This is a genomic window from Mycolicibacterium sp. XJ2546, from assembly GCF_053483195.1.
On record NZ_JBEFRW010000013.1, the window covers coordinates 72,113 to 91,255 of the forward strand.

General features: G+C 67.8%; 15 protein-coding genes. 7 read left to right on the forward strand and 8 right to left on the reverse strand.

Features of this window, described 5'->3' with window-relative positions; genetic code table 11:
• Positions 1–38 precede the first annotated feature (38 nt).
• The gene (locus tag ABQE44_RS19675) at positions 39–614 is read left to right on the forward strand and encodes an ATP-binding transcription factor AbmR (protein ID WP_448431439.1); all 576 of its coding nucleotides are present in this window, start codon (positions 39–41) and stop codon (positions 612–614) included.
• Here ABQE44_RS19675 and ABQE44_RS19680 read toward each other — a convergent pair.
• From ABQE44_RS19680 to ABQE44_RS19690, 3 genes are read right to left on the reverse strand one after another with little or no spacing between them, the layout of a single operon-like run.
• Positions 611–2,773 carry a molybdopterin-containing oxidoreductase family protein gene (locus ABQE44_RS19680; RefSeq protein ID WP_448393482.1) on the reverse strand — a complete coding sequence of 721 codons (2,163 nt, stop codon included), beginning with the start codon at positions 2,771–2,773 and terminating at the stop codon, positions 611–613. The two genes, ABQE44_RS19675 and ABQE44_RS19680, sit on opposite strands and share 4 nt — an antisense overlap.
• Positions 2,774–2,792: 19 nt before the next feature.
• On the reverse strand, positions 2,793–4,691 hold the full coding sequence (locus ABQE44_RS19685; protein WP_448393483.1) for an ABC transporter ATP-binding protein: 1,899 nt from the start codon (positions 4,689–4,691) through the stop codon (positions 2,793–2,795).
• Positions 4,688–6,439, reverse strand: a complete 1,752-nt coding sequence (locus ABQE44_RS19690; RefSeq protein ID WP_448393484.1) for an ABC transporter ATP-binding protein — start codon at positions 6,437–6,439, stop codon at positions 4,688–4,690. Before ABQE44_RS19690 ends, ABQE44_RS19685 begins: the two co-directional genes overlap by 4 nt.
• A 115-nt stretch (positions 6,440–6,554) precedes the next feature.
• Here ABQE44_RS19690 and ABQE44_RS19695 point away from each other — a divergent pair, with 115 nt between their 5' ends.
• Both ABQE44_RS19695 and ABQE44_RS19700 read left to right on the forward strand, forming a co-directional pair.
• Positions 6,555–7,118 carry a DUF3558 domain-containing protein gene (locus ABQE44_RS19695; protein WP_448393485.1) on the forward strand — a complete coding sequence of 188 codons (564 nt, stop codon included), beginning with the start codon at positions 6,555–6,557 and terminating at the stop codon, positions 7,116–7,118.
• Positions 7,115–7,672 carry a DUF3558 domain-containing protein gene (locus ABQE44_RS19700; protein ID WP_448393486.1) on the forward strand — a complete coding sequence of 186 codons (558 nt, stop codon included), beginning with the start codon at positions 7,115–7,117 and terminating at the stop codon, positions 7,670–7,672. The genes ABQE44_RS19695 and ABQE44_RS19700 overlap by 4 nt, the downstream gene beginning before the upstream one ends.
• 55 nt (positions 7,673–7,727) lie before the next feature.
• Here the strand turns inward: ABQE44_RS19700 and ABQE44_RS19705 are convergent, their stop codons facing one another.
• The gene (locus ABQE44_RS19705) at positions 7,728–8,246 is read right to left on the reverse strand and encodes a SixA phosphatase family protein (protein ID WP_448393487.1); all 519 of its coding nucleotides are present in this window, start codon (positions 8,244–8,246) and stop codon (positions 7,728–7,730) included.
• A gap of 116 nt (positions 8,247–8,362) precedes the next feature.
• On the opposite strand from ABQE44_RS19705, the gene ABQE44_RS19710 reads away from it, so the two are divergent.
• The 3 genes from ABQE44_RS19710 to ABQE44_RS19720 are packed head-to-tail and all read left to right on the forward strand — an operon-like array spanning position 8,363 to position 13,345.
• Positions 8,363–9,511, forward strand: coding sequence for a metallophosphoesterase family protein (locus ABQE44_RS19710; RefSeq protein WP_448431441.1), 1,149 nt, complete (start codon positions 8,363–8,365; stop codon positions 9,509–9,511).
• On the forward strand, positions 9,508–12,150 hold the full coding sequence (locus ABQE44_RS19715) for an AAA family ATPase (RefSeq protein ID WP_448393489.1): 2,643 nt from the start codon (positions 9,508–9,510) through the stop codon (positions 12,148–12,150). Before ABQE44_RS19710 ends, ABQE44_RS19715 begins: the two co-directional genes overlap by 4 nt.
• A gap of 49 nt (positions 12,151–12,199) precedes the next feature.
• Positions 12,200–13,345 carry an alpha/beta hydrolase family protein gene (locus ABQE44_RS19720; protein ID WP_448431443.1) on the forward strand — a complete coding sequence of 382 codons (1,146 nt, stop codon included), beginning with the start codon at positions 12,200–12,202 and terminating at the stop codon, positions 13,343–13,345.
• Here ABQE44_RS19720 and ABQE44_RS19725 read toward each other — a convergent pair.
• The 4 genes from ABQE44_RS19725 to ABQE44_RS19740 are packed head-to-tail and all read right to left on the reverse strand — an operon-like array spanning position 13,335 to position 18,722.
• Positions 13,335–15,002: an oligopeptide ABC transporter substrate-binding protein OppA gene (locus tag ABQE44_RS19725; protein ID WP_448431445.1), complete on the reverse strand. Its 1,668-nt coding sequence runs from the start codon at positions 15,000–15,002 to the stop codon at positions 13,335–13,337. The two genes, ABQE44_RS19720 and ABQE44_RS19725, sit on opposite strands and share 11 nt — an antisense overlap.
• Positions 15,003–15,013: 11 nt before the next feature.
• Positions 15,014–16,858, reverse strand: a complete 1,845-nt coding sequence (locus tag ABQE44_RS19730; RefSeq protein ID WP_448393492.1) for an oligopeptide ABC transporter ATP-binding protein OppD — start codon at positions 16,856–16,858, stop codon at positions 15,014–15,016.
• Positions 16,855–17,748 carry an oligopeptide ABC transporter permease OppC gene (locus tag ABQE44_RS19735; protein WP_448431447.1) on the reverse strand — a complete coding sequence of 298 codons (894 nt, stop codon included), beginning with the start codon at positions 17,746–17,748 and terminating at the stop codon, positions 16,855–16,857. The genes ABQE44_RS19730 and ABQE44_RS19735 overlap by 4 nt, the downstream gene beginning before the upstream one ends.
• The gene (locus tag ABQE44_RS19740) at positions 17,745–18,722 is read right to left on the reverse strand and encodes an oligopeptide ABC transporter permease OppB (protein ID WP_448393494.1); all 978 of its coding nucleotides are present in this window, start codon (positions 18,720–18,722) and stop codon (positions 17,745–17,747) included. Before ABQE44_RS19740 ends, ABQE44_RS19735 begins: the two co-directional genes overlap by 4 nt.
• 137 nt (positions 18,723–18,859) lie before the next feature.
• Here ABQE44_RS19740 and ABQE44_RS19745 point away from each other — a divergent pair, with 137 nt between their 5' ends.
• A complete protein-coding gene (locus tag ABQE44_RS19745; protein ID WP_448393495.1) occupies positions 18,860–19,117 on the forward strand; it encodes a hypothetical protein in 258 nt (85 codons plus the stop codon).
• Positions 19,118–19,143 lie beyond the last annotated feature (26 nt).

A 19,143-nucleotide genomic window follows, 5' to 3' on the forward strand; every position in this document is an offset into this window, starting at 1 on the left:
CCGTACCACCAGCGATGTAACAGTGTAATCATGTAATCATGAGACATACTGTTCACGGCCGCCGCCGACCCGGCGGCTGGCAGCCGACACCGCAAGCCGACGCCAGCGAGGCACCCGGCTGGTTCGCCGGCCGACTACCGCAGGGCTGGTTCGACGGCGACCCGGCCGTCGTCGTCGACCGCGAGGAGGTCACCGTCATCGGGCGTCTGCCCGACGCCGAAGGCACCGAGACATCGGAGAGCGAGGCCCACGCGTCGGGCCGGGTGGCGCGGTTCCGCGAGGAAACTCGCTCCGAGCGCATGCGCATCGCCGACGAAGCCGAAGCGCGCTACGCGCGCAAGGTGGCCTGGGGCGTAGAGATCCGGGCCGGCGACGGGGAAACCTATGAACGGATTCTGTTCACCCGCCTCGCCGTACCGGTCATGACGCGGCTGCGGCAGCCCGAGCGTCAGGTGCTCGACACGCTGGTCGACGCCGGGGTGGCGCGCTCGCGCTCCGATGCGCTGGCGTGGTCCGTGCGGCTGGTCGGGGAGCATGCCGACGAATGGCTGGGCCAGCTGCGGGAGGCGATGCGCAACGTCGACGACCTGCGCGCCCAGGGACCGCAGCTCTAGACGCGTTCGACCCCGACATACGACGAACTCAACGGGGCGGTCTGTGACAGCGGGTCCACCGCCCCGCCGGCAATGAGCAGGTTGCGGTTGACTCCGTGCGACACCGGCTGCGCTCCACCGCGCGGGTCGAAAACCCGTGAGCCCCAGCCATGGTCGATGATGACGACGCCCTGGCGCGGGCAGTCGCTGAGCACCGCCTTCATTTCGACCGCGCCGACCGGTGAGAACACCCGCACCAGATCGCCGTCGGCGACACCGAGATCGGCGGCGTCCTTGGGATGGATGACGACGTCGTTGCCCTTACCGCCCGGATGCAGGCCGGGCACATCGTTGAGCCATGAGTTCATCGAATGGCGGTGGCGCCGGTTGGCCAGCTGGAACGGATAGCCCAGCGGCGCCTCGGGGGGCGGTGCGGCGAGCAACTCGCGGGCTCGCTCGACGAATTCCGGTGGCGCGGCGTGCACCTTCTTGTCGTCGGTACGCAGCGCCCTCCGGAAATGTCCGAACTCCCTTGGCCCCAACACCATTCCATGCGGGTGGGATATGACATCGCGCCATTTGATCCGGCGGCCGTTGAACTTACGGCCTGTCGCGACCACCAGCCGGTCGATCCAGTGCGGGCCGAACTCCAGCCTCGGCCGCCCGGTGATGGCGGCCAACCTGCGGGTCGCCTTGATGAAGCCGTTGAGCCCCTTGGCCCCAAACAGCGGCGCGTTCATCGCGATCGCGAGGTCGGTGAAGATGCGCCACTCCTCGCGCGCACCGGGTGGCGGCTGCACGGCCCGCTCCCCGTACTGCAGGTACGGCTCGTCGTGCATGTTGCTGGTGAACGCCAGCAAGTCGTCGCGTTCGAGCCAGTGCACCGCGGGCAGCAGCCAATGCGCATGGCGATGGCTCTCGCGCTGCACGAAATCGATGGCCACCAAAAGATCCAACTGCGCCAGCGCGTTGTCGAGGCGCGCCCCGTCGGGCCCGGACACCACCGGGTTGCCGCTGTTGATGACCAGGGCGCGAATCTGGCCGCGGCCGGCTGTGGTGATCTCATCGGGCAGTTCGGACAAGGCGTGCGCGCCGGCGACCATCTCGCGGCCGAGCAGCCGGCTGCGGTGCGGCTTGGCCTTGACCATGCCCGCCATCCGGAGGGCGTCGACGTAACCCGGTTCGTACCTGCGACCGCCGGGACGGTCCATCCGCCCGGTGATCACGTTGAGCACGTGGCCCAGCCACTCGGCGACGGTTCCGGTCCGGTGCATCGACACACCCGTTCGGGTCACCACCATTGCGCCGCGCGCGGCGGCGAACTCGCGTGCCACCTGCTCGATCTCCCGGCGGGACAGATCGCACCGCGCGGCCAGGTCGTCGAGATCGGCGTCGGCGACCAACGTTCGCAAATCGTCGAACCCGGTGGCGAGTTCAGCGCAATCCAGGCGATGCTCGAGGCCATCGTCGAGAATGACCTTGACCAGCGCCAACAGTAGCGCCCAGTCCTGGCCGGGCCGCACTGCCAGATGAACGTCGGCCTTCTCGACGCTCTCGGTGCGCAACGGATCGACGATCACGATCTTGGCGCCCTGCTTCTGGCGCGCCAGCGCACGACGCCATCCGTTCGGCACGGTTTCCAGCCAGTTCCACGCGCTCACCGCGGGGTTGGTGCCGACCAGCAGGAAGTAATCGCAGTTGTCGATGTCGGACACCGGCGCCATCAGGATCGACCCGTACATCGCTTCAGCCACCACGTGCATGGCGTTCTGGTCGACTGAGCCCACCGCATAACGGTTCTGGGTGCCGATCGCGTCAAGCCAGCCGTTCATGAAGATGACGTTCGACGACGAAAAGCCGGCCGGGTTGCCGTAGTAAACGGCGACGCTGTCCGGTCCGCCGGCGTCGATGAGCGCGTTCATCCTGGCGGCGATATCGGCGATGGCCTCTTCCCAGGTGGCCTCGACGTAGGTGTCGCCGACGCGGCGCATCGGGTTGAGGATCCGGCGCGGATGCTCGACGACCTGGTTGGCGGTGCGCCCCTTGGCGCAGAAGTCCCGCCACGAGTGCGGGTTCTGTTTGTCGGCCGCGATCTTGGTGATGCGGTTGTGATCGACCGTCACCTCTAGACCACACGACGCCAGGCAGTACCGGCAGAACGTGTACACCGTTTCGCTCATCGGATCGAGGTTACGACGACTACACCTGCGTCATGGCCCAATAAGCACCACGCTTAGCCAGTAACTCGGCGTGGCTGCCCCGTTCGACGATGCGGCCCGCATCCAACACCACGATCAGGTCCGCATCGCGTATCGTCGAGAGCCGGTGTGCGATAAGAAAACTCGTGCGGTCCCGGCGTAGCTCGGCCATCGCCTGCTGGATCAACAGCTCGGTGCGGGTATCCACCGAACTGGTCGCCTCGTCGAGAACCAGCAGTCGCGGTTGCGCCAGCACCGCCCTGGCGATGGTGATCAGCTGCTTTTCGCCCGCGCTGATGTTGCCGCCGTCGTCGCTGACCCGGGTCTGATATCCGTCGGGCAGCGTGTGGACGAACCGGTCCACGTGGGCGGCCTTGGCGGCCGCGATCACCTCGTCTTCACCTGCGTCAGGCCGGCCATAGGCGATGTTCTCGTAGATCGTGCCGCCGAACAGCCAGGTGTCCTGCAGCACCATTCCGATCCGGGACCGCAGCGAGGCTCGGCTCACCGTCGAAATGTCCACTCCGTCGACGAGGATGCGTCCGGCGTCGACTTCGTAGAACCGCATCAGCAGGTTCACCAGCGTCGTCTTGCCGGCGCCGGTCGGCCCGACGATCGCCACCGTGCTGCCCGGTTCGGCCACCAGTGATACGTCCTGGATCACCGGGACGCCGGGACGGTAGCCGAAGCTGACATTCTCGAACTCCACCCGCCCCTTCACAGCGCTGCGCGACCGGCCCTCGCCAGCCGGGGTCTCCTCCTCTGCGTCCAACAAATCGAAAACCCGTTCCGCGCTGGCGATGCCGGACTGCAGCGTGTTGTACATCCCAGCCACCTGGGTCAGCGGCTGGTTGAACTGGCGGACGTACTGGATGAACGCCTGAATGCTGCCGAGGGTTATCTGCCCGGTGGCCACCTGCAGACCGCCGACCACCGCGACGGCGACATAGCTGAGGTTGCCGATGAACGTGGTGGCGGGCCCGACGAGACCGGAGAAGAACTGCGCACCGACGCTGGCCCGATACACGTCGTCGTTGAACTCACCGAACTGTTCGGTGGCCTTGGCACGGTGACCGAAGGTCTTGACAATCGTGAAGCCGCTGTAGGTCTCCTCGATGTGGGCGTTGAGCCGCCCGGTGTTGGTCCACTGCGCAACGAACAACCGCTGCGACCGGCGCGCGATCGCCTTGGTGGCCCACAGCGACAACGGCACGGTCACCACCGTGAGCAGCGTCAGCAGCGGTGAGATCGTCAACATCATCACCAGCACCGCGAACACGGTCAGCACCGAGGTCATGAGCTGGCTGATGGTCATCGACAGCGACGTCTGGATGTTGTCGACGTCGTTGGTGACCCGGCTGAGCACCTCGCCGCGCTGACGGGAATCGAAGTAGGACAACGGCATCCGGTGCACCTTGTCCTCGACGTCAGAACGCAGCTTCACCATCGTCCGCTGCACCACAACGTTGAGGATCCGAAACTGCAGCCAGACCAACAGCGCAGCAATCAGATACAGGCCGAGGGCAAGGAGCAGGGTGCGGCCGACGGCGCCGAAGTCGACGCCACGACCCGGTACGACGTCCATACCGGAGAGCAGGTCGGCGTAGGTGTTGTCACCGCGGGCGCGCGCGGCATCGATCGCCTGCTGTTTGGTGAGCCCCGCAGGCAGTTGCCGTCCGATCACACCGTTGAACAACAAGTCGGTGGCGTGCCCGAGGATCCGCGGCCCGATCACGCTGATCGCGATGCCGCCGATACCCAACAGGATCACAGTCGTGGCCAGTGCGCGCTGCGGCGTCAGCCATTTCACCAGCCGGACAGCCGAACCGGTGAAGTCGCGCGACCGTTCGGTCGGGGCCTGCACCACACCGCGGATGGGCCGCGCCATCGGCCCGGTCATTGCGCACCCCCGACGCCGGCGCTCAGCGATTGTGAGTCGGCGAACTGCGCGTACTGCGCGCACTGGGTCAACAGCATCTCGTGGGTGCCGACGCCCACCACGCGGCCGTCGTCGACGACGACGATCTGATCGGCTTGGGCGACCGTCGAAATCCGCTGCGACACAAGGATGACCGTTGCGGCCGACGATACGTCACGCAATGCGGTCCGCACCCGCAGGTCGGTGTGTACATCGAGCGCCGAGAAGGCGTCGTCGAACAGATAGATCGCGGGCCGGCGGATGACCGCACGAGCGATGGCCAGCCGTTGCCGTTGCCCGCCGGAGAAGTTGATGCCGCCCTGGGCGACCCGCATCGACAGCCCGTCGGGGTGGGCGCGGACGAAGTCGTCGGCGGCGGCCACCCGCAGCGCTTCCCACATCTCGTCAACGGTGGCCACCTGGCCGGGCGACACGCCCAGTTGCAGGTTGTCGGCCACCGTGCCGGAGAACAGGTAGCCGCGCTGGGGCACAAGGCCGATCGTCGACCACAGCTGCTCGGGGTCGTAGTCGCGGACGTCGACGCCGTCGATGCGCACCGAACCCGACGTCACGTCATACAGCCGGCAGATCAGCGCCAGCAGCGTCGACTTGCCCGATCCGGTGGAGCCGACGACGGCCGTCGTCGTCCCCGGCTGCGCGATCAACGAAACATCCTGCAGCACCGGGCGTTCAGCCCCGGGATACTGAAACGTCGCTGACTGCAGCTGGATCTGGCCGCCGATCGCGGCCGGCCTTACCGGATGTGGCGGGCTGGTGATCTGTGGTTCGGTGGACAGCACCTCGGTGATTCGTTCGGCGCACACCGATGCCCGGGGAACGATGACGAGGATGAACGTCGCCAACAGCACCGCCATCAGAATCTGCATGAAGTAGGACAAGAACGCGATCAAGGCGCCGACCTGCATCTGTCCGGCATCGATGCGCAAGCCGCCGAACCAGATCAGCGCGACGCTGGAGACGTTGATGACCAGCGTCGTCACCGGCAACATCAGCGCTTGCCAGCGGCCCGCTTCCACCGCGGTGTCGGCCAACGCGTGGTTGGCTTCGGCGAAGCGGTTGCGTTCGAAGGCTTCCCGGGCGAACGCGCGGATCACCCGGATACCGGCGAGCTGGTCGCGCATCACCCGGTTGACGCCGTCGATCTGGCGCTGGATGCGCCGGAAGACCGGCAGCAGACGCGAGACGATCCAGTAGTTGGCCGCGGCCAGCACGGGCACGGCGACCGCCAGCAGCCACGACAGGCCGACGTCGAGGTGCATGGCCATGACGATGCCGCCGATGGACATGATCGGCGCGGTGATCAGCATGGTGCAGGTCAGCTGCACTAGCACCTGGATCTGTTGGACGTCGTTGGTGGTGCGGGTCAGCAGCGACGGCGCGCCGAAGCGTGCCGTCTCCTCGGCGGAAAAGCTCGTCACGTGGTGAAACATCGCCGAGCGCAGATCACGGCCGAACCCCATGCCCGCCCGCGACCCGAAGAACACCGCACCTACCGCGCAGAGCACCTGCAGGGCGGTGACGGCGAGCATCACCCCACCCAGTTCCACGATGGTGGCCAGATCGCCCTTGGCCACGCCCTCGTCGATGATGGCCGCGTTGACCGTGGGCAGGTACAACGAGGCCAGCGTGCTGATCACCTGAAGCAGCGCGACGGTAGCGAGCAGCCGCCGGTACGGCCGCGCATACTGTCGCAGCAGCGCCCACAACATCTGGCTACTGTCGCACACCGGTTGCGGTCACCGTCTGATGCGAAACACCTGGGCTTCCGTGAACGACGCAGGTCAATGGGGATGTCGGTGGTTGACCTGATGAGCTGCCGCTACAGTGCATGACGTGACCCCCACCACCCGCGCGAATCTTCTGCGGCTTGCTGTGGCGGCTGCGGTTATCAGCCCACTGGTCGCCTGCTCGGATTCAGAGCCCACCGGCCCTGAGGTGCCGCAAACGTCGGCGCCGACGCAGAACGTCTCCCACGGTCCGTTCTTTCCGCAGTGCGGCGGCGTCAGCGACGAGGAGATCGGTGCGCAGACCCGGGTGCCCGGCCTGGTCAACACCGCCAAGACCTCGGTGGGATGCCAGTGGCTGGCCGGCGGCAACATCCTGGGCCCGCATTTCTCGTTCACCTGGTTCCGGGGCAGCCCCATCGGGCGGGAACGCAAGACCGAGGAGCTCACGCGGGCAAGCGTGGAAGACATCACGATCGAGGGCCACGACGGCTTCATTGCGCTGGGCGAGGACCCGATGCTGGGCAACAACCTGTGCGAGATCGGCATCCAGTTCGGTGACGACTTCATCGAGTGGTCGGTCAGCTACATCCAGAAGCCGTTTCCCGATCCATGCGATGTTGCCAAGGAACTGACCCGCCAATCGATTGTGAACTCGGAATGAGACGCCGCCCAATCCGTCGCGCCGTAGCCGCGTGCTTCGTGACGCTGGCCGGGCTTTCGTTGCTGGCCGGGTGCACCCAGACCGTCGAGGGCACCGCGGCCAAGTCCGGATCGGGCGGCGTCCCCAGGAACGAGACCTCCGAGCGGGAGTACCCGAACCTGCTCAAGGAGTGCGACGTGCTGACCGAGGACATCCTCGCCGAGACCGTCGGCGCCGACCCGCTCGACATCCAGAGCACCTTCGTCGGCGCGGTGTGCCGCTGGCAGGCCCTCAACCCGTCGGGGCTGGTCGACATCACCCGGTTCTGGTTCGAGCTGGGCGACCTCGAAAACGAGCGCGAGACCGCGCAGCGGTTGGACTACCGCATCGAAGACCGGTCGGTGGCCGGTATCCGCTCGATCGTGATGCGTCCCGACGATCCGAACGGCGCCTGCGGGGTGGCCAGCGACGCCGCGGGCGTGGTCGGGTGGTGGGTCAACCCGCAGTCACCGGGCATGGACGCCTGCGAGATGGCGCTGAAGCTGATGGAGCTGACGCTGGCGACCCGCGCTTAACCTGCGATTTGTGTGCGTCGTGTTGCGGTGTGCGCGCCTAAACGCACACGAACCGCTAGCGCGGCACGTGGAAGGCGACCAGGTGCGCACCACTGAGCGCCAATTCCGGCCACGGCTGCTCGGTGCGCAGCACCGCGATCGCCGAGGTCGGAAACTTGGTGGAAATGTGTTCGACCGCAGCGCTGTTGCTGCCGTCGGGACTGGCCAGCCCCAACGCGACAGATGACATCGCCGGCTCGTGTCCGACCACCAGCAGGGTCCGCACGCCGGATGGGAAATGTGACGGCGTCCGGTTGATGTCGCCGATGACGGTGCCGGGGGTCGCGTCGTAGAGCCGGTCGACGTATTCGACGGGCGCCTCGATACCGGTGCGCTGCAGCGTCTGGCGGGTGCGTACGGCCGTCGAGCACAGCACCGCATCGATCTCGGGCGTGTGTGCGCGCAGCCAGTCGCCGGCCAGCGCGGCCTCGCGTACCCCGCGCGCCGCCAACGGCCGCTGGTGATCGTCCACCCCCGGCGGATAGTCCGACTTGCCGTGACGAAGCAGCAGCAGCGTGCGGTGGGAGTCGCTCACCCGACCCACGGTAGGCCATGCCGTTGCACCTCCCCGGACTTGTCGGTGCCCGGTCATACACTCGCGATGCCCAGAGAAAGTACCGAGGGCGCCACGAGGGGAAGGGCTGAGCCGAGATGCGTTTCGTGCACACCGCCGACTGGCAGCTTGGTATGACCCGCTACTTCCTCAACGGTGAGGCACAGCCCCGGTATTCGGCCGCCCGCCGCGACGTGGTGGCCGGCCTCGACTCGGTGGCGGCCGACACCGGCGCGGAGTTCGTGGTGGTCGCCGGCGACGTGTTCGAACACAACCAGCTGGCCCCCCGCGATGTGAGCCTGTCGCTGGAAGCCATGCGCGCCATCGGTATTCCGGTGTACCTGCTGCCGGGCAACCACGACCCACTGGACGCGTCATCGGTGTACACCAGTGCGCTGTTCACCCAAGAATGCCCGGACAACGTGACGGTGCTGGACCGCGCGGGCGTGCACGAGGTGCGGCCCGGGTTGCAGCTGGTGGCAGCGCCGTGGACCTCCAAGGCTCCGCGCACCGACCCCGTCGCCGACGTGCTCGCCGACCTGCCCGCCGACGGGGTGACCAGGATCGTCGTCGGGCACGGCGCCGTCGACATCCACGTGCCCGACCAGGACCGGCCTTCGCTGATCCGGCTGGCGGCGCTGGAGGAGGCCGTCAACCGCGGCGCTGTGCACTATGTCGCGTTGGGCGACAAGCACTCTCGGATGCAGGTGGGCTCCACCGGCCGGATCTGGTATTCGGGGTCGCCGGAGGTCACCAACTACGACGACATCGAACCCGATCCGGGGCATGTGCTGGTGGTCGAGGTCGAAGAGGACGACCCCGCGCATCCGGTCCGGGTCGAACCGCACAAGGTGGGCCGCTGGCGGTTCGTCACGCTGCGCCGTTCGGTGGACAACAACCGCGATGTGGCCGACCTCGATATCAACCTCGACTGCCTGCCCGACAAGGAACGCACGGTCGTGCGGATCGCGTTGAACGGATCGCTGACCGTGACCGACAAGGCGGCGCTCGACGCCTGCCTGGACAAATACCTGCGGCGGTTCGCCGCGTTGACTGTGTGGGACAAGCAATCCGACATCGCGGTCGTGCCCGCCGACGGGGAATTCGACGATTTGGGCATCGGCGGCTTCGCGGCAGCCGCGGTCGACGAGTTGGTCACGACCGCGCGCGCGGACGGCACCGCCGCCGACGACGCGCGCGCGGCGCTGGCGCTGCTGCTGCGGCTGGCCGATAGGGGAGTGGCATGAAGCTGCACCGCATGGTGTTGACGAACTACCGCGGGATCACCCGCCGCGAGATCAACTTTCCCGACCGCGGCGTCGTGGTGGTCAGCGGCGCCAACGAGATCGGCAAGTCGTCGATGATCGAGGCGCTGGACCTGCTGCTGGAGGCCAAAGACCGCTCGGCTAAAAAGGAAGTCAAACAGGTCAAGCCGACGCACGCCGACGTCGGCGCCGAGATCACGGCCGAAATATCGACCGGCCCTTACCGCTTCGAGTACCGCAAGCGGTTCCACAAGCGCTGCGAGACCGCGTTGACCGTGTTCGCCCCGCACCGCGAACAACTCACCGGTGACGAAGCGCACGACCGGGTGCGGGCCATCCTCGACGAGACGGTCGACACCGGGCTGTGGCAGGCGCACCGCGTGTTGCAGTCGACGTCGACGGCCGCCGTGGACCTGTCGGGCTGTGACGCGTTGTCGCGGGCGCTGGATGTGGCCGCCGGCGAGGCGCAGCCGGACGCCTCGCAGCCCGGGGCGACGGGCGCCGAGGCGCTGCTGATTGACCGTGTCGAGGAGGAGTACCTGCGCTACTTCACCCGCACCGGCAGGCCCACCGGCGAGTGGGCGGCGGTGACCAACCGGTTGCGCGACGCCGAACAGGAGTTGGCGCGGTGCGCGGCCGCGGTCGCTGAGGTCGACGACGCGCTACGCCGCCATAACGAGTTGACCGAAAACCTCGGCCGGGCCGCTGTGCAACGTGCTGAGGCGGCAAAGCGGCTCGCCGCGGCGCAGCAGGCCGCGGAGGCCGTCGCCGAGCTGACGCGGCAACTCAAGGAAGCCGAGCTGGTGGCCGCGGCGACCGACGCCGCGCATCAGGCCGCGATCACCGCGGTGACCGAACGACGCCGGCTGCGCGCCGACATCGACGAGCGCGCCGCCGCGATCGCCGAACTGCAGGCCTCGGTCACCGAGGCCGCCGACGAGCACGCCACCGCCACCGAGGTGGCGCAGGCCGCTGACGTCGCGGCCGATGAAGCCAGGACGGCATTGGAAGACGCCCGGACCCGCGTCGAGGCGGCCAGGCAAGCTGTGCAGGCCCTCGCCGATCGTGAGGAGGCGGGCCGGCTTACGACCCGGATCGCCAAGATCGACGCGGCGCAGCGCGACCTCGAGCGGGTGCACACCGAGCTTGTGGACAACATGCTGACCGATGAGCTGATGCGTGCGATCGAGGCCGCCGACGTCGCCGTGCAACGCGCGGCGGGGCAAGCCGAGTTGACGTCGGCGCGGGTGGAGCTCACGGCGGTCGCCGATGTCGAGCTACGCGTCGACGGTGAACCGGTCGATTTGCAAGCCGGATCGATATGGTCGTCGAACCTCGGCGCGCCGACCGACATCGAACTGCCCGGAGTGATCACCGCGCGAGTGGTCCCCGGCGCCACGGCCACCGAGACACGCGCGCAACTTGTTGCCGCCCAAGAGGATTTGGCTGAAGCACTAGCCAAGGCCGGCGTCGACGATGTCGCAACGGCGCGGCTGCGCCACCAGCGGCGTCGCGAACTGACCGCCGAGCGCGACCGGTTGCGCGCCACCGTTGACGCGCTGACCGGTGACGACACCGCCGATGCGCTGAGGTCGCGGCTTGCCGAACTCGGCGAGCATGCTGGCGCCGACGTGGACGGATCTCGCGACGCCGCGCAGGTCCGTGCCGAACTCGACGCCGCGTCGGCCGCCTACCAACGGGCGGTCTCGGAGTGCGAAACACACCGCAAGGTCGCCGAGGAGGCGGCCAAACGGCTGGGCGAACGCACGGTGCGCGCTGCGGCGCTGCGAGAGAAACTCACCGCCGTCGAGGCCGAAATCGCTGCGGCCCGTGAGCGTTTGGCCGAGCAGCGGGCGGCGGCCTCCGACGACGAGCTGGCCGTCAACGCCGAGACGCACGGTGAAAAAGCGCAGCGGGCGGCCGGGCTGGTCGCGGAGTTGGGCGAAGAACTGACGGGCACCGCGCCGGAGACCGTCGCGACGACGCTGCGTGATGCCACCCAACGCGCCGATGAGCTGGGCACCCGCCATGACGAGTTGGCCGAGACCCTGCGGGAGCTGTCGGCTCAGTTGCGGGTCTACGGCACCCAGGGCCGCAAGAGCCAACTCGACGACGCCGAGACCGAGCGGGAACACGCCCACACCGAGTACGAGCGGGTCCGCCGCCGGGCGCGCGCCGCAGAACTGCTGCGTTCGGTGATCACCCGGCACCGCGACGCGACGCGGCTTCGCTACGTCGAGCCGTTCCGCGCCGAGGTGGAACGATTGGGCCGCATCGTCTTCGGCGACACCTTCGAGGTAGAAATCGACAGCGCGCTACGGATTTGCAGCCGCACGCTGTCGGGCCGCACCGTCCCGTACGACTCGTTGTCCGGCGGCGCCAAGGAGCAGTTGGGCATCGTCGCCCGGCTTGCCAGCGCGGCGCTGGTGGCCCACGAGGACACCGTTCCGGTGGTGATCGACGATGCGCTCGGGTTCACCGACGTCGACCGGCTGGCCAAGATGGGAGCGGTGTTCAACGCCGTCGGCGGCGACGGTCAGGTGATCGTGTTGACGTGTAACGCGCAGCGCTACGCCGGTATCGAGGGCGCCCAACACATCGAGTTGGCGGCGTCGGCATAGTTCGTCACGCTGACCTGGGCCGGGTTGGCGACGGGGCACAATATTGGCAATGACGATGAACGCCAGGCGCCGGCGGATGCACGCCAAACTCGCGGCGCTGCCAGGGGTGCGTCCGGTCCGGCGCCCGGTGCGTAGCGGTGCCGACGACCGCTTCGACCTGTACTACGTGCGCGCCGGCCGTAAGTCGACGCATCCGCTGCTGCTCATCCCCGGCGGGCCCGGCGCCGCATCGGTGGCGCTGTACCGGGGTTTACGGCGTCGCGCCGCGGCCGCCGGGCTGGACGTGATCATGGTCGAGCATCGCGGCGTCGGGCTGTCCCGCCACGACGACAGCGGTGCGGACCTTCCGCCCGAGGCCATCACCATCGACTCGGTCGTCGACGATATCGCCGCGGTGCTCGACTCGCCGGTGCTGTCCGCCGCCGATATCTACGTGGTGCGCGACGCGATCCGACGGCTGCTGTGGGACGGCGAAGCCGCCGAGACCGCCGACCTGGCGCCGAAGGTGCGCCGACTCGTCGATGACGGCTTCTTGTCGCCTGCCGCCACAAACCTCGCCACCGCGCTCTACGGGTTCGCAGGCCCGGACCCGCTGGAGCGTCACCTCGATCTGCTACTCGCGGGTCGACGCCGGCTGTGGTCCGCCATGGAGCGGGCCGGCCGGTTCGTCTTCGACCGCAAGGCGCCGTATCGCAACGAACCCGACCTGGTGGCCCGCATCGCCTACCGGGAGCTCAACTACGGCGCCGCCCCCGACGGCCGACCACTGGACTCGGCGGTCGCCTACCGCGAAAACGCCTTGGGCGCGCCGGACTTCGTCGCCGAACCCTATGACCTGGCCAGCGAAATGCCGAACTTTCGCTGGCCTACGGTGGTGGTCTGCGGTGGCCGCGACCTGATCACCCCGCCGGCGGTGGCCCGCCGCATCGCCTCGCTGATACCGGATGCGGTGCTGGTCACCCTCGCGACCGCGGGCCACAGCATCGTGGACTCGCGCGAACGGGCGGCATTGGACATCATCGACGCCCTCTATGCGGGTTGGGCCCGGGGGCTGCCCGCTCGCTCGGCAACCCTGGATTCGCGACCGCCCGGGCTGGGCATCCGCGCCCTGCTATGGGGTATGGCGGCCGCGACGGCACTGGAGTCAGCGCTGCCCGGCGCAGCGCCACAAACCCCGCAGCGCGTTACTTCATGAAGCCGATCTTCGTGTAGTCCGCGTCGGCCAGGCCGAACGCGCCGAAGTTCGCCAAATCGCTTCGCACGGCGATGTTTCCGGTCGACTGTGTCAGCGGCAGGCTGAACACCTCTTCGAACAGCATCTTGTCCAGCTCGTTGGCCAGCGTGCGGGCCTTGTCCGGATCCAGTTCTGAGACCGTCTGTTCGATCTTCGCGTCGATCTCCGGGCTGCTGATCTTGCCGAAGTTGCTCTCGGCGTCGGTGCGGTAGATCTGCGTCAGGCTCGCCAACGGGAACGCGTCACCGCTCCAGGCGAATTGGGCGATGTCGAAGTTGCCGACGGTGACGAAGTCGGTGAAGAACCCGGCCGCCGGTCGGACGTCGAGCTCGAGTTTGACGCCGATCTGGGCCAGGTTGTTCTGCGCGATCTGCCCGTACTGGCGGGTGCCCAGGGAGTCGAACAGCACGTCGCGGATCACCAACTGACGACCGTCCTTCTCGCGGAACTGCCCGTTGAGTGTCCAACCCAGCTCGTCGAGTTCCTTTCTGGCCTGCTCCGGATCGAATGCGACGACCCCGCTGTTGTCCTGGTAGCCTTCCTGGCCGGCGACGAAGATGTGGTTGTTCAGCGGCACCGGGTTGTCGGCCAGCCCGCGCATGGTCACCGCGGCGATCGTCTCGCGGTCGATGCCTTTGGCGATCGCTCGGCGCAGCGCAGGATCTTCCAGGATCTTGCCGGGCGCCCCGTTGAACGTGAAGTGGTACCAGGCCAGCCCCGGTGCGCGCCGGATCGCGATATCGGCGGTGCGCCGGGCGATCTCCATCTCGTCGAGCGTGGCCAGGCCGGTGGCGTCGATGGTGTTGTTCTGCAACGCAGGTATGCGCGCGGCATCGTCGAGCACCAGGAAGGTGATGCGGTCCAGCAGCGGCGGCTCACCCCACCATTTCGGGTTGCGGGTCAACGTGATTCGCTTGGCGCCGCGGTCGAGCTCGGAAATGATGAACGGGCCGGCCGACGGGCCAGGACGGTCCAGTTGGCCGGTGTTGAACGCTTCCGGGGTGGCCGTCGTACTCTTCGGCGTCAGCACGCTGGTGCCGGCGAACATGCCCTGCCAGTCGGCCCACGGTTGGGCGAACGTGATCACGGCCTGCCGGTCGTCGACGCCCCGTTCGACCGAGGCGACCCGGTCGCTGCCGTTGGTCGCCGCGATGGCGAACTGATCGCTCTTACCGCTGGTGGCATCGATCTGGGATTTGATGTCTTCCCAGGTGATCGGTGTGCCGTCGCTCCACACCGCTTCGGGGTTGATCGTGTAGGTGACGATCTGCGGGTCGGTGCTGGTCAGCTCAACGCTGGTGAAGTAGTCGGTGTTGACCGTCGCCGAACCGTCGGCGGCGATCCGGAACGCGCGCGGCATCGTGGGCCGCATCAGCGAGGCGACATCACCGACGTTGCCGTCGATATGCAACGAGTTGAAGTTCGGCGGAAAGTCGTTGAGCGCCAGCCGCAGATTTCCGCCCTCGCGCAGGTTCTCCCGCGGTTGCGGATTGATGTCGTTGGTGGTGCCGACCTCGGCCTCCCCGCCAGCCGACGGGGCTTCCTCGTTGCCGCTGGAACAGCCGGACAGCACCAGCGCAGTTGCCAAGGTCGCCACAGCGAAGCGTCGGATCTTCATGTCGCTCGACTCTAGCCGCGATTCACCTCGGGCTGCGGCACGGCAGCCAGCAACCTGCGGGTGTAGTCGTGGCGGGGGTTGGTGAAGACCTGATCACCGTCGCCCTGTTCCACGATGCTGCCCTTGTACATCACGGCGACCCGGTGGGCGAGGTGTTTGACGACGGACAGGTCATGCGACACGAACAGGTACGACAGCCCGAAGCGGTCCTGCAGGTCCAACAGTAGGTTGATGATGCCGGCCTGAATCGACACGTCCAGCGCCGATACCGGTTCGTCGAGCGCCAGAATCTTGGGTTGCAGCGCGAGCGCCCGCGCGATCCCGATGCGCTGCTTCTGCCCGCCGGAGAACTCCGCCGGATACCGGGCGGCGTCGTGGGCGCGCAACCCGACGATATCGAGCAGCTCACGGACCCGGTCTTCGGTCTCGCTCTTGCCGAAGCCGTTGGCCCGCAACGGCTCTGACAGCACGTCGGACACCGGCATCCGCGGGTCCAGCGACGCCACCGGATCCTGGAACACCACCTGAAGATCCCCGCGCAAGGACCGACGCGCCCGCCGATCCAACGATGCGACGTCGGACCCGAGCACCTCGATCGAACCCGACTGCGGGGCAGCCAGTTCCAGGATCTCGTGCAGGGTGGTCGACTTGCCCGACCCGGATTCGCCGACGATCCCCAGCGTGCGGCCGCGCGGCAGCTCGAAGCTGACACCGTCGACCGCGCGCACCTCACCGACCTGCCTGCGCAACACCACCCCCTTGGTCAGCTTGTAGGTCTTGACCAGGTCCTGCACCCGCAGCACGACGGGTACGTCCTCGGCGGGCTCAACCGCGGGCGGCTCGGTGGACACCCCGTAGAGTTCGGCGGCGCTGCGGCCGACGACGTGTTCGGTGCGGATGCACGCGGCCAGGTGATCGGGGGCTTGCGGGTTCACCGCGGCGAGCTCCGGTTCGGCGGCGCTGCACTCCTCGATGGCCAACGGGCAGCGGGGCGTGAACGGACAACCGGGCGGCAGCGCGACCAGCGACGGCGGCGCACCCGGTATAGGCACCAGACGCGAGCCCTGCGCGGCGTCGAGGCGCGGTACCGAGCCGAGCAGCCCGGCGGTGTAGGGCATCCGGCGGTTGCGGTACAGCTCCTCGACGGAGGCCACCTCGACGGCGCGGCCCGCGTACATCACCAGCGCGCGGTCGGCGAACTCGGCCACCACGCCCAGGTCGTGGGTGATGATCAGCACCCCGGCGCCGGTGACGTCGCGCGCGGTCTTGAGCACTTCGAGGATCTGCTGCTGCACGGTGACATCCAGCGCGGTGGTCGGCTCGTCGCAGATCAACAGGTCGGGGTCGTTGGCGATGGCGATCGCGATGACCACGCGTTGGCGCTCACCGCCGGACAGCTCGTGCGGAAACGCCCGCGCCCGCTGTTCGGGCTGGGCGATGCCGACCAGCTCGAGAAGCTCGACCGCACGGGTCCGGGCCGCCCGCCGGCTGGTGTCGCGCTGGTGGACGGTGATCGCCTCGGCGATCTGGTCGCCGACGGTGTAGACCGGCGTCAACGCCGACATCGGGTCCTGAAACACCGTGCCGATGGTCTTGCCCCGGATGTTCGACATCCGCGCGTCGGGCAGCCCGATCAGCTCGTCGTCGTGCAGCCGGATCGAACCGGACACCTCGGCGTATTCGGGCAGCAGCCCGACGACTGCCATCGCGGTGGCCGACTTGCCGGCACCGGATTCACCGACGAGAGCCACCACTTCGCCCGGCTCGACGGAGAAGTTCATGCCGCGCACCGCGTTCACCGAGGCGGTGTCCGTCGGAAACGCGACGGTCAGGTCGCGCACCTGCAGCAGGCTCACTTGCGCCGGCCCTTCCGCAGTGGCTGCGCGCTGGGATCGAGGGCGTCGCGCAGCCCGTCGCCAACCAGGTTGGCGCACAAGATGATCAGCACCAGCACACCGGCGGGGAACAGGAACAGCCACGGGAAGGTGGTCGCCGATTTGGTGCCGTCGGCGATCAGCGTGCCCAGCGACACGTCGGGCGGCTGGATACCGAATCCCAGGAAGCTCAAACCTGTTTCGGCCAGCACGGCCACACCCACGTTCAGTGCGGTGTCGATGATGATGATCGACGCGACGTTGGGCAGGATGTGACGCAGGATGATGCGGTGGTCGCGCACCCCCATATACCGTGCGGCGGCGACGTATTCGCGGTCGCGCAAGCTCATCGTCAAACCCCGCACGATGCGGGAGCTGATCATCCAGCTGAACACGGCCAACAACACGATCATCCACACGATGTCGCCCCTGGTGCGCTGGACGACGATCGTGATCAGCAGGAAGCTCGGCACCACCAGCATCAAGTCGACGATCCACATCAGGCTGCGGTCGCGCCAGCCGCCGAAGTAGCCGCTGATCGTGCCGACCGCCGCGGCGATCACCGTCGAGATGAACGCCACGCAGACCCCGATGAGCATCGACTTCTGCATGCCGCGAAGCGTTTGCGCCAGCAGGTCCTGGCCCAGCGCGTTGGTGCCGAACCAGTGCTCGAGGCTGGGTGGCTGGCGCAGCGCGTAGTAGTCCAGTTCGTGGTAGCTGTGCGGCAGCAGGGGCGGCAGGGCGTAACAGCCGATGAACAGCAGCACGAGCAGCACCAGCGATGCCACGGCGGCCTTGTTGCGCAGGAAGCGGCGCCACACCAGGACGCGCCGCGAGGCGAACCTGCGCATGTCCACACCGGATTCGGTCATCGCACCCGCACCCTCGGGTCGAGGGCGGCCAGGATGATGTCGGAGAGCACCCCGGCCACCAGCACGATCACCCCGGCGAACACCGTGATCGCGACGGTGATGTTGGTGTCTTGGGTGTTGACGCCGTGCACGAACCATTCACCGATGCCGTGCCAGCCGAAGATCATCTCGACGAACACCGCGCCGGTGAACAGTCCGGCGACGCTGTAGGCGAACAGCGTGGCCATCGGGATCAACGCGGTGCGCAGCCCGTGTTTGAACAGCGCCTGCTGCCGGGTCAGCCCCTTGGCGCGGGCGGTGCGGATGAAATCCTGGCCCAGCACGTCGAGCATCGCGTTGCGTTGGTAGCGGCTGTAACCGGCGATTGCGGTGAGCGCCAGCGTGACCGACGGCAACACCAGATGCTGTAGCCGGTCGAGGATCTGGTTCCACGTACCGACGATGGCGTTCGGCGACGTCTCGCCGATGTATTCGAACAACTGAAACCCGACCAGGCTGTTGACCCGCTCCGCCGACAGCATCAACAGCGGCGCCAACACGAATGTCGGCGTGCTGATGAGCAGAAACGACAACAGCGTGATGACGCGGTCGCTCATCTGGTACTGCCGGATCGCGCTCCACGCGCCGGCGATGACCCCGATGGCCGCCCCGAACACCGACCCGATGACCACCAGGCGCAGGCTGACCCCGATGCGCCGCCACAGTTCGTCGGTGACCGGCTGCCCGCCGATCGTGGTGCCGAAGTCGCCGCGGATCGCCCCGGACGCCCAGTGCACGTAGCGCACGGGTATCGGCTTGTCGAGGTTCAGCTCGAGCCGCTTGTTGTCGATCACGGCCTGCGGCGGACGCGGGTTCCGCTGCAGCAGGTTCTCCAACGGGTTGAAGGCCACCGAGGCCAACCCGAACGTCAGAAACGACGCCAGGACCAGCAGCACGACATAGTTCAGCAGCCGACGGGCCAGATACCGCGTCATGCGGTCGCTCCGTCGGTCCGCGCCATGACGCACAGGTTAGGAGATGGGCGGGGTACTGGCGGTGCGACGCGGCGTGCGACGGCGTTTGACCTGGACCGGCTTGGGCTATTCGTAGCGCAGGAGATCGGAGGTGTCAGGTGAGCGCGAAGCAGATCAAAGTCGTATCCGCGGCGGTCGGGGCGGCCGCCTTGCTGAGCATGGGTGCGCTCACCGTCGCGGCGGAGCAGACCAGCGCCGCAGAACCGTTGCCGCTTCAACCCGCGACGACCACGCCGCAGGCCACGCTGGGCGAGACCAGCACGGAGGCCCCAGCGCCGCGGGCGCCGGTGACGTCGGTCGCGACACCGTCGATCACCACGCCGCCGTCGACGATCGGGCAGGAACCCGCCGAGTAGATTCACAGCCGGCACATAGGAAACGC